The sequence below is a fragment of the Profundibacter sp. genome, from assembly GCF_056498605.1.
The window spans coordinates 87,098-97,076 of the sequence record NZ_JBSMEZ010000101.1; the positions used below are offsets into that span (position 1 = coordinate 87,098).

Annotated in this window: 10 protein-coding genes; 3 read left to right on the forward strand and 7 right to left on the reverse strand. The window is 52.3% G+C overall.

Translation table 11 applies throughout. The features are described 5' to 3' along the window. Positions 1–2: 2 nt before the first annotated feature. From lptB to ACWB12_RS10690, 3 genes are all read left to right on the forward strand, one after another. A complete protein-coding gene (gene lptB, locus ACWB12_RS10680; RefSeq protein WP_479530067.1) occupies positions 3–764 on the forward strand; it encodes an LPS export ABC transporter ATP-binding protein in 762 nt (253 codons plus the stop codon). Between the two features lie 248 nt (positions 765–1,012). Further along, on the forward strand, positions 1,013–1,588 hold the full coding sequence (hpf, locus tag ACWB12_RS10685; protein WP_479530068.1) for a ribosome hibernation-promoting factor, HPF/YfiA family: 576 nt from the start codon (positions 1,013–1,015) through the stop codon (positions 1,586–1,588). Between the two features lie 36 nt (positions 1,589–1,624). Next, the gene (locus tag ACWB12_RS10690) at positions 1,625–2,089 is read left to right on the forward strand and encodes a PTS sugar transporter subunit IIA (protein ID WP_479530069.1); all 465 of its coding nucleotides are present in this window, start codon (positions 1,625–1,627) and stop codon (positions 2,087–2,089) included. 103 nt (positions 2,090–2,192) lie between these two features. Here ACWB12_RS10690 and ACWB12_RS10695 read toward each other — a convergent pair whose 3' ends face one another. The 7 genes from ACWB12_RS10695 to ACWB12_RS10725 form a co-directional block, all read right to left on the reverse strand. Next, positions 2,193–3,611 carry a sulfotransferase family 2 domain-containing protein gene (locus ACWB12_RS10695; RefSeq protein WP_479530070.1) on the reverse strand — a complete coding sequence of 473 codons (1,419 nt, stop codon included), beginning with the start codon at positions 3,609–3,611 and terminating at the stop codon, positions 2,193–2,195. A gap of 6 nt (positions 3,612–3,617) precedes the next feature. After that, positions 3,618–5,333, reverse strand: coding sequence for a DUF5927 domain-containing protein (locus ACWB12_RS10700; RefSeq protein WP_479530071.1), 1,716 nt, complete (start codon positions 5,331–5,333; stop codon positions 3,618–3,620). Then, entirely contained in the window at positions 5,330–6,340 is a 1,011-nt protein-coding gene (locus ACWB12_RS10705; protein ID WP_479530072.1) for a glycosyltransferase family 2 protein, read from the reverse strand. Before ACWB12_RS10705 ends, ACWB12_RS10700 begins: the two co-directional genes overlap by 4 nt. 250 nt (positions 6,341–6,590) lie before the next feature. After that, positions 6,591–7,604, reverse strand: coding sequence for a glycosyltransferase family 2 protein (locus tag ACWB12_RS10710; RefSeq protein WP_479530073.1), 1,014 nt, complete (start codon positions 7,602–7,604; stop codon positions 6,591–6,593). 41 nt (positions 7,605–7,645) lie between these two features. Next, on the reverse strand, positions 7,646–8,629 hold the full coding sequence (galE, locus tag ACWB12_RS10715) for a UDP-glucose 4-epimerase GalE (protein WP_479530074.1): 984 nt from the start codon (positions 8,627–8,629) through the stop codon (positions 7,646–7,648). 16 nt (positions 8,630–8,645) lie between these two features. After that, on the reverse strand, positions 8,646–9,539 hold the full coding sequence (galU, locus tag ACWB12_RS10720; RefSeq protein ID WP_479530075.1) for a UTP--glucose-1-phosphate uridylyltransferase GalU: 894 nt from the start codon (positions 9,537–9,539) through the stop codon (positions 8,646–8,648). A gap of 189 nt (positions 9,540–9,728) precedes the next feature. Then, a partial coding sequence (locus ACWB12_RS10725) for a 3'(2'),5'-bisphosphate nucleotidase CysQ family protein (protein ID WP_479530076.1) occupies positions 9,729–9,979 on the reverse strand: 251 nt, incomplete at its 5' end.

Genomic DNA, 9,979 nt, shown 5'->3' on the forward strand with positions numbered 1-9,979 from the left:
CGATGGCCAAAACCCCAGATTTAACAGTTTCCGAAGGTAGTGCCGGCTTGCAAATCCGCAATCTGCGCAAAAGTTATCGCAAACGCCCTGTGATTCGCGACGTCAGCATTGATCTGGGACGCGGCGAGGTTGTCGCGCTTCTGGGGCCAAACGGATCAGGCAAAACCACCTGCTTTTACGCCATTGCCGGCCTGATTACGCCCGAAGGCGGGCAGGTGATTATCGATGGGCGCGATGTGACCATGCTGCCGATGTATCGCCGTGCCAAGCTGGGCATCGGGTACTTACCGCAAGAGGTATCCATTTTTCGCGGGATGACAGTTGAGGATAACATCCTATCGATCCTCGAAATTTCCGAGAAAGACCGCCATAAGCGCCGCGAGCGGCTAGAAGAGTTGCTGAGCGATTTTTCTGTCGAACACCTGCGTCGCGCCTCTGCCCTGTCCCTATCCGGAGGCGAAAGGCGGCGTGTGGAAATTGCCCGCTGTCTGGCTGCAAATCCTAAATATCTGCTGCTGGATGAACCTTTTGCAGGTGTTGACCCGATCGCTGTTGGCGAAATTCGGACACTGGTCGCTGATCTAAAGAATCGCGGAATCGGCGTTCTGATCACTGATCACAACGTGCGCGAGACGCTGGAAATCGTTGAGCGGGCCTATATCCTGCATGATGGCACTGTTTTGATGAGCGGCACTACCGAAGAAGTGATCAAAGATGAAAACGTGCGCCGCGTTTATCTGGGCCATAATTTTAAGATATCCTAAGCTCACCTTCGCAGGTAATTGTAAATTATTACACATTGCCGCAGTTGACATTGCACCGCATTCTGTCGCCAAATAGAGTGGATGTATGAATACACCATCATCGTTCGTGCGCCGGAAAATCACGGCCGCACAGCAAGCGCCCAAGAAAACGCCGGGCCACAAAAAATACGTGAACCAATAACCCAAGCGAAATTCTTTCTGCGCAACTGTAGAAGGGAACGTTTGTTTTTTAATACAAAGGAGATGTGATGCAGTACCAGATCAGCGGAAAACAGATTGATATAGGTGAGGCCCTGCAAACCCACGTTAAAACCGAACTAGACGGTGTTGTCGGAAAATACGCGGAGCGCCCTACGGACGCGATGATTATTTTTTCAAAGAGTGCCAATGAATTTGTCTGCGAAGCAACAATTCACCTCTCGACCGGCCTGACAGCTTCGGCCAAGGCGCATACCCATGAAATCTATGCCGCTTTTGATCAATGCAGTGACAAACTGGAAAAACAGTTGCGCCGTTACAAGCGCCGCCTAAAGGACCACCACCGCGAACGCGCACAACCTGTTGAACTTTCTGGCGCATCCTCGTATATCCTCGCCGGATCGGATCATACAGACGAATCGGAACCCGAAACACTCCAACCCATGATCATCGCCGAAATGGAGACGAAAATACCGTCTCTTTCTGTTGGCGAGGCCGTGATGCAGATGGAGCTGGCAGGGGCACCGATTATGGTTTTTCGTAACGAAGGACACAGTGGGGTGAATGTGGTCTATCGCCGTGAAGACGGCAATATAGGCTGGGTTGATCCAAAGAATGCCACATAAGCCCATCGAATGAGGGCAGGAATGAAGTGAAGGTAAATGGAACTTTCGAGTATTCTTATACCCGAGGCCGTGCGCACCATCGGTCAGGTAACCAGCAAAAAACGGCTCTTCCAGCAATTGGGAGAGATCGTTGCCACGGCATACAATCTGGATGCCAGCACTGCGGTTGAAGCGTTGCAAAATCGTGAAAACCTCGGGCCAACTGGCGTGGGTCATGGTGTGGCCCTGCCGCATGCGCGCATTGCCGGACTGGATTCGGTTGTTGGCGCATTCCTGAGGGTTGAAAAGCCGCTGGATTTTGATTCTGTAGATCGGCAGCCAGTGGATTTGGTGTTTACCCTGTTTGCGCCGCTGGATTCCGGCGTCGAGCACTTAAAGGCGCTGGCGCTGGTATCCAGAACCATGCGTGATAGCATCGTCTGCACCAAACTGCGCGCCAATACGGACCCTGCAACATTGCATGCATTGTTGACCGATACCCAAACAACCAAAGCTGCCTGATCTACAGCGCTTCGACTTCACTTTGAATCATAAAGCAACACATTTCGCGTTTGAGCGTTAGCGAAACGCAGCTAAATGTGTTTCAATGATAAATCGAAGCGCTTTAAGCCAGCGCTTTATACCCGAACATCATATAATCGCGCTGATATATGTCGCGTGTTGCGGCTTCAATGTCAGCATCGTAAATGTTATTTAATGCAATCGGGTGGCTGAACGGTGCCTCTGGCAAATCAATGGCATCCACGCCTATCTGCTGACAAATCTGCGCCAGACCCTCTTCCAACTGGTCCTCTCGCAGCACCATATCAGGCAATGCAAACTGCCCGAAACCTTGCAAAACCTGTGCCTGACTTGCCCATACGGCATCAATGCGAATGCTGGTTTGACCCCGCAAATTATCCTTCAGGAACGCCAGAAACCGCAGAAATGCCTCGCGGTGCGCTCGCCGGTCATAAGTGTCATCAACCGCACCCTCAGGAATAGGCAGATCATATTCTTTACGCAGTTTCTCGCGGATTTCGGGGTATCCATCCGCTCCAGTGTCCAGAATATGTTCGCAAAAGGCTGCATGTGCCCGCACCACAGGATGTCGGATTACAGTAAAACTGCGGTGGCCTGTATTTTTCCGCTTCCACTGACGCAATGTCTTTTGGTTGAAATTGCCTTGCAGATCGCCACCTTTATCCAGCCCCGCCAACCACAGGCGCATTTGCGCATCAAGCCCGCCCTTTATCGGGAGATACATAACCGACGCGTTTGCGGCCGCAACATAGCTGGGCACAACGGGGCCGCGGCGTGGTTCAAAATTCGGGGTGCGGGTCAGATTGAAAACATCCATTCCGGCCAGCGCCTCGACCATCTCGTCATAATTGATCACCTTGTCGCGCAGGGTGCCGGGATTTTGACGCCTTAGGTTGGTGGAAATCGCATCAATCCGGCTCTCGACCCCTAGAAATTCGGCCATCCCGTTCAGAACATCGATGCTCTGGATATCCTCGTAAGCCAGATAAAAAGCAGTCTGGCCTGAACATTGCAGCGCATTCAGGATTTTCACCTGAAAATCCTGGTACTCGGCAACATGTTTTCTGAACTCATCCAGCTTGAACTGAACACGCGCTGTTTCACGCTTGTCACCTTTGCCCAGCTTCCACTGGTTCGTCGTCCATGCGATCAATTCCGAAACGTAACTTTCCAGCGGATTACGGGTCAGTATAATCTTGCCACACCGTTTATCGGGCATAAAATGGTCATAGGCCCGCATGTCATGGCTTGAGAAAAACCGGAACCCGACCAGATTATTTGGCGCCGCCTTCATTTCATCAATCAGTCGAATTGGATCAGCCTCGCGCATGGCCAACGTAACACCATGCAGATCGGTTTTATATCCGTCCCCGATGAAATACGGGTTAAACGCCTCGCCATGTGCCGTAACCCCTTTAAACTGGTTCAGGTTTGAACATAGAAAATTTGATCCGGTGCGCTTCTCCGCAAGCATAACAAAATAGTCGAACTTATCTGACATGGGATCCTATTTTCTGACGAGATACGGTTTGCGCGGTTTCGATGTGGCTTGCGAAATATGGTCGCCCGCCGGGAAATCCCCCATCAAATGCGGGTGCATTCCCTGATTTTTCAGGTTCTGCAAAAATTTCCCAAATCCGGTCAGATCAGCCAATATTGGTGCCTCGGACAATGTGTGCAACTTGTTGCGTGGGCCAATTGTATCAATGATTGTTTGTAGCGGCTCCATTGGTGCTTCGATGAATTCTGCCATCGTCATGATCCGCACCCGCGCCTTGGCAAAGGGGGACCGTAATACCCTCATATGCTCGCTTTCGATCTTCTGCAGCCGTGCCGATTCTTTTCTGATTTCAGCAAAGCTAAGGTTGGAATGGAACAGCGGCACCACCCATGCGCCGGTAATCACCGTGATAATGGCATTCGGGTCTTTGGCGATGAACCAGTTCAAATCTTGCAAATCTCTTGGGCTAAACTGGAAGCATTGCTGCTCGCCACGGGTGTTCCAGACCAGGTTGGTCAGAAACGCCTTCGGGTTAGAATCCCGCATCGCCGCTGAATCGGGTATGCACCCGCTATAAATGCTTTCTCCGCCGGAAAACTCTGCCCGTTGTGGGGCAAACAAATGCCCATGCACCGTTGCACCCGTAGAATTGGCCAACCATGGTGCGAAATCCTCGAACAGGTCGGCAAACCCTTGAAAGACCGAATAGGAGGATGGCGTTGCGCCGTTTTCCCTGCCTTCAACCGGATAGCGGCTTTGCATGTATAGACCGGCACGGCCACGGGTGCGCCGTTCGACCGCTTTGGCGAAAATGCGATCAATCTTGCCCGGGTTCGGCTCGGCTTTTTTCAATGCCTCTGCCTCGTCGGTTAGCAATGTTTTATATAGGCGATCCGCATGTGGCCAAATTTTACGCGCAACAAAGCAATCAGACCGGCGTAGCAACTGTAGGTGGTCATCATAAAAGGTGTGGGGTTTGCCCTGATAATCAAACTTTGACAGGGTTAATGAACGGCTCTCGATATTCGTGGAAAACAGCCGGACCAGTGTCTGATAATAGGATTCATCCGGTATCCAGACCCGTTTGAAATATTTATCAAAGGTATCGCGTTCCTGATCTTCCAAAATCGCCGATAGCGTGCGGCGGGTCAGGCACCACCATTGTGATCCAAGGTGCGGCACCAGACCCATCGGGATTTTACGCTTGTAACGCAAACGCCGCTGCAATCTGACATAGCCATCAAACAACGAACGGTGCCGTTTCCAAGAGAACGGAAACCGCAGGGTAAAGCGTTCAGAATCCAGCCCACCAATCGCCCAGGGAACATCATCCGTCGTTGCGGATTCGATAAAATCCGTACGCGGGCGTTCTGCCAGATAATCAACCAACTCCTGCACAGGGCGAAGCGGCAGACAGGACCCAGAGGCAAGGTAGATATGGCGCACATCGGGGAATGATTTCAGCATCAGCTCCGACGCGGTTTGTGAGGCCTGAACCAGTGACCACGCGCCCCATTCGCAATAGCGCCTTCTGGAAAACTGCAGGTCTGGCAGGTCGGATAACCCGCCAACAAATTCCTTATATGCGTCACGGTCCACTTGCGAATCCACATGGATCACGACGGGGCAGCCATTAACCGCCCAGTGACGCGCCACTTGCGATGCACGGTCCAGCGCATTGTGCACCATCATCACGATGCCGACTGATCCTGCCCTGTTCATGCCCAGTTCCCCTTGGACATCAGGCCCAGAATCTCCAACTGTCGCCAGTTGATATATTTCTCGCTCCATTTGCACCACAGATCAGGGTTTTCCTGCATTGCCGCGTGATAGGCCTTGTATTCGTGGCTATTGGCGTAATGCTGGCCGCGCTCCAGTTCTTCTTTGGCCTTGACCCCGAATGTGTCCAGAAATTTAGCATGCAGCAAACATCCCGATGCTTTTTCACCGCCGTATTCGTCATAAACTCGGTTCAGCACGCGGGGCAGTAGCGAATGGGTTGAACTGACATAAACATATTTTCTGTCCCATTTTACCAGTGGAACCTTGTTCATGGCGGGGGCGTTTTCAGGCGCGTCGGTGAAAAATGACCGTGCCCGCGGCCCGCCTTGTATCCACAGGTTGGCATATTTTTTGTTTTTAGAGATCGTGTAGTTGCCGCTATCGAACCATGACGCAATCTCGAACGGGTCTTGGCCGGACCGGTACGGTGTCGCGTCCAGCCGCCCCTTTGGATACATATCCAGCAACATCGCACTAAACGACGGGATTGATGACGCATCCAACCAATCAGTTAATGCCCGAATTGAGCGTGTATCACTAAACGGAAACACCAGAAATTCATCGACATCTACCGTCAGTGTCCAATGGCCGTGTCCGTATTTCATCTGTAACCAGTTCAGCCAATCCACCCCGAACCGAGATTTCTTATAGCTTTTGGTAGTGGCCCACAGCGAAACATCCGGCTGATCCGCCATAAATTCGCGTGATCCATCATCACTGTCATTGTCGACCATCACAAAGTGGTTCACCCCCAGACCACGGTAATACCGCAGGAAATAGGACAGGCGAATCCGCTCATTCCGCATAGTCGAAAAGATGATGATATCGTCGGGTTTGATCTGTTTGGTGCGATTGGCCACAGGTTTCAGCTCACACCCCTTGCGAAACGCGCGGGCGCGCCAGCGTTGACGCGCTATTCGCAACCTATATGAGGATAATGCGCCCAATCTAAAAACCGTTCCTTGTGCTCAGAGAACCTATATCCTGAATTCAAGTATCACGTCACCTTTAATGCAACGTTAGAAATGCTCGAATTTGGTAGGTTTTGGGGATACCCCCTTAACTCTTCGCACCCTTTGCCTCTGATATTGTCTTTGTCGTCTTTTTATTATTGCCCTATAAATAACGCCCAATTGCCCCTGCGTAAATGGGGTAATTGCTTAATACTTCACGATAATTGACAAGTTTACCACAGGGTCAATCCCACGCCCCTTTTGACAGCAACCCCATCGCCTCTAGTTGTTGCCAACCGTCATATTGATACGATGCCGCGCACCACAGATCAGGGCTTTGGGTTAGGCTGTCATAATAGGTGTCATATTGGCTGCTGTTTTCAAAATGTTCCTGCCGGTGTTTTTCCTCGCGGGATTTGTCGACAACCATGTGCAGGAACTTACTGTGTAACAAAACGCCTGTGGTTTTGCCCGCGCCACCCAGATCAAAAACCCAGTTCAAATGGCGCGGCAACAGGGAATGGGTGGAGCTGACATAGGCAAAACGGCGGTTCCATTTCACCAAAGGCGTTTTGTTCATCGTTGGGGCGCGTTCCGGCCTGTCGGCAAAAAACACCCGTTCCCGAACACCGCCCTGTATCCACAGGTTTTGCAATTCGGATTGCATCTGGCTGCGGTAATTATCACCATCAAACCAGCGCAATATCTGGAACGGATCCTGCCCCGCCTGATAGGTCTGCGCATCCAGCGCGCCCTTGGGATACATATCCAGCATCATGGCGCCGAACGACAGGATTTCTGCCTGATCCAGCCAATCGGTCAGCGCCTTTAGCGGGCGCGTGTCGCAATGGGGATATATCAGTATCTCGTCGGCATCGACCGTCAGACACCAGTGCCCGTGTCCGAATTTTATCTGGAGCCATGTCAGCCAATCCACTCCGAAGCGTGACAGCTTGTAACTGTGCGTTGTGTGCCACAGCGATACGTCGGGTTGCTCGGCCAGATATTCACGGGTGCCATCGTCACTGTCATTGTCCACAATCAGAAAATGCGCAACACCCAGCTTGCGGTAGTATTCCAGAAAATACGGCAGGCGGATAATTTCATTACGCACCGTTGAAAATGCGAGGATTGCGTCCGCTGTGATCTGATCGGACCTGTCCATAACTGAAACCAGCTGGCGACGCTTTCTGAGCGCCCGCAATAGCAGCCGTCGCCGTTTTTGGCGCATCCTATATGCAGTCCAAAGGTTTCGCATGTTTCGCCTTCCCTATTTAGGGAGCACCCTAGCGCAAAATCTCATTTTTCATAATGGCCGTTTTGGTGCCAGCGCCATGCGTCCACTACCATCGCTTCCATGTTGGACCGGTGCGGGGTCCAGCCCAGCTCTTTTTCGGCGCGCTCACTGCCTGACACCAGTTTGGTCGCGTCCCCTGCACGACGCGGCCCCTCTTTTAACGGCACCTCACGGTTGGTCACTACACGGCAACCATCCACTACCTCACGCACAGAAAACCCCTTGCCTGTGCCCAGATTAAACACGCGGTTGCCTTTACCGTCCTCCAGCCACTTTAGCCCCAGAACATGCGCATCAACCAGATCGCACACATGCACATAGTCGCGCACGCAGGTGCCATCGGGCGTGTCGTAATCCGTGCCGAAAATCGTCAGCGCCGCGCGTTTCCCTTCAATCGCATCCAGCACCAGCGGGATCAGATGGGTTTCGGGGCGGTGGAATTCACCCACCTCGGCTTGCGGATCAGCACCCGCCACATTGAAATAGCGGAAAATTACATGATTGATCCCGTCGCTTTCGCCGAAATTCGCCAGAATATCCTCAATCGCGCGTTTTGAGGCGCCATAGGGATTGATCGGCATTTGCGCGCAATTCTCGTCCAGCACCACGTTATCCTGATCGCCATAGGTGGCGCAGGTCGAGGAAAAGACGAAATTTTTGCAGCCAGCAGCGGCCGCTGCTTCGATCAGGGTCAAAGAGCCAACCACATTATTGCGCCAATATTTACCGGGCAGCTCCATGCTTTCGCCCACCAATGACAGGGCCGCGAAATGCATCACGGCAACGGGTTGATATTTGGCAAAAACTTCGTCCAGACGGGCGCGGTCCAGCAGGTCGCCCTGTATGAGCGGGCCAAATTTAACCGCGTCGGCCCACCCCGTTACCAGGTTATCAAATGTGACCGGCGTATAACCTGCCGCCTTTAGCGCCTTACAGGCGTGCGACCCGATATAGCCCGCCCCGCCCGTGACCAAAACATGCGCCAAATTGCACCGCCCGTTATTATTGCGCCGCTTTTTGCAGCGACACCATTTCATTCAGATACTGCGAGAATTCTTCGCGCAATTCTTCACGGGCCAACCCGAAGGCCACCGTCGCCTGCAAAAAACCGGCCTTGGAACCACAGTCAAACCTTTGCCCACGGAATCTGTATCCGTAAACATTACGCCCCTGCTCAATCTCCTTGGCAATCGCGTCTGTCAGCTGGATTTCCCCACCTGCGCCCTGCTTGATCTTGTTCAGGTTACGCAGAACATGCGGTGTCAGAATATAGCGTCCGATCACCGCCAGATTGGATGGCTCTGTGCCGGCTTCCGGTTTCTCGACCATACCATTGACCGACACCATCGCGCCCATATCTTCTTTGATATCCAGAATGCCGTAGGATGACGCCTTTTCATGTGGCACTTCCATCGCAGCGACAACGCAACCGCCGGTTTCTTCATGGGCTTCGACCATTTGCTTCAAGCAGGGTTTTTCGGCTGCGATCACATCGTCCGGCAGGATCACTGCAAAGGGTTCATTTGAGATCAGCCGACGTGCACACCAAACAGCGTGCCCCAGCCCCAATGCTTTGTGTTGGCGAATATAGGCGATCGCCCCGCTTTCCATATTGGTGCTTTTCAATATCTCCAGCAACTCGCGCTTGTCTGCCTTGCGCAGGGACGCTTCAAGCGTCGGGGCGATATCGAAATAATCCTCAAGTGCGCCTTTGCCGCGCGAAGTGACAAAGATGAATTCCTTGATCCCTGCCTCGCGTGCTTCGTCAATTGCGTATTGGATCAATGGCCGGTCAACCAGCGTCATGATCTCTTTTGGCACGGACTTGGTTGCCGGTAGGAATCTGGTTCCCATCCCAGCCACGGGAAAGATTGCTTTGGTAACTTTACGCTTCATTGCCTACACTCATATTTTTGGCCTCTCCTTGAACAGAGATGGCGTTTTTTCTTAGTTAACGCCCAAACTGTTAATTAGACAAGAATATCCCAGTAACTATTTACAGGTCAGGGGGAAAAATGTGGCTATTATACCCCAACAGCAACATCGCTCCACCAATGGTAGTAATTACTAACACTTTTATACATTTTACGCCAGCTTCAGATCCACACCCGGAGCATAGGCAATGAAAAATGGATTGGCATAATCTGCCTTGCCGTAAACCAGTGGACTGTGATCGTCAAACCGCACCACATGCCCCCCCGCACCCGACAAGACCGCATGACCCGCCGCTGTGTCCCATTCCATAGTGCGGCCCATGCGCGGGTATATATCCGCCTCGCCGGTTGCCACCCGACAGAATTTTAGCGACGATCCCGCGCGTTTGGACTCCTTCACCG

Coding starts and splice junctions, on each gene's coding strand:
- lptB (WP_479530067.1), top strand. CDS start 3: ATGGCCAAAACCCCAGATTTAACAGTTTCCGAAGGTAGTGCCGGCTTG.
- hpf (WP_479530068.1), top strand. CDS start 1,013: ATGCAGTACCAGATCAGCGGAAAACAGATTGATATAGGTGAGGCCCTG.
- ACWB12_RS10690 (WP_479530069.1), top strand. CDS start 1,625: ATGGAACTTTCGAGTATTCTTATACCCGAGGCCGTGCGCACCATCGGT.
- ACWB12_RS10695 (WP_479530070.1), bottom strand. CDS start 3,611: ATGTCAGATAAGTTCGACTATTTTGTTATGCTTGCGGAGAAGCGCACC.
- ACWB12_RS10700 (WP_479530071.1), bottom strand. CDS start 5,333: ATGAACAGGGCAGGATCAGTCGGCATCGTGATGATGGTGCACAATGCG.
- ACWB12_RS10710 (WP_479530073.1), bottom strand. CDS start 7,604: ATGCGAAACCTTTGGACTGCATATAGGATGCGCCAAAAACGGCGACGG.
- galU (WP_479530075.1), bottom strand. CDS start 9,539: ATGAAGCGTAAAGTTACCAAAGCAATCTTTCCCGTGGCTGGGATGGGA.